The following is a 420-nucleotide window of genomic DNA, read 5'->3' as shown; positions in this document are numbered from 1 at the left end:
GCGGCACGATCTCGCGGGTGAACGCACGTCTGTCGCCGTCGCGCGCCAGCGCCTTCAGATGCGTGTGCTCAGTCTTGGACAGGCGTAGCGCGCGGGCCAGCGCATCGACGGTGGTGACGGACGGGCTGACGGTGCGGCCCTGCTCGAGTCGGATGTACCAGTCGACCCCGATGCCGGCGAGCTGGGCCACCTCCTCGCGGCGCAGGCCTGCGGTGCGCCGCCTGCTCCCTGCGGGAAGTCCGACCGTCTTAGGCGACAGCTTTTCTCGGCGGGACCTGAGGAAATCACCGAATTCGACGCGCCGGGGATCGGCCATGGGCGTGGTCTCGCGATGGAGGGTCTGGATAATACTAGGATAATACCAGGCCTTCCTGGGCTTTCAAGGCGGCCGCATATTCGCCTCACCCGAATATGAGGTCA

Annotated in this window: 1 protein-coding gene; it reads right to left on the bottom strand. The window is 66.2% G+C overall.

The window, feature by feature from the left end:
- The coding region (locus F6X68_RS33290; protein ID WP_151457899.1) for a helix-turn-helix transcriptional regulator at window positions 1-316 on the bottom strand (316 nt) is incomplete at its 3' end.
- Window positions 317-420 lie beyond the last annotated feature (104 nt).

Origin of the sequence: Micromonospora sp. AMSO12t (assembly GCF_008806585.1) — a bacterium.
GTDB lineage: Bacteria > Actinomycetota > Actinomycetes > Mycobacteriales > Micromonosporaceae > Micromonospora > Micromonospora reichwaldensis.
Note: the sequence above shows the minus strand (reverse complement) of the source record. Positions and strands in the feature narration are given on the sequence as shown.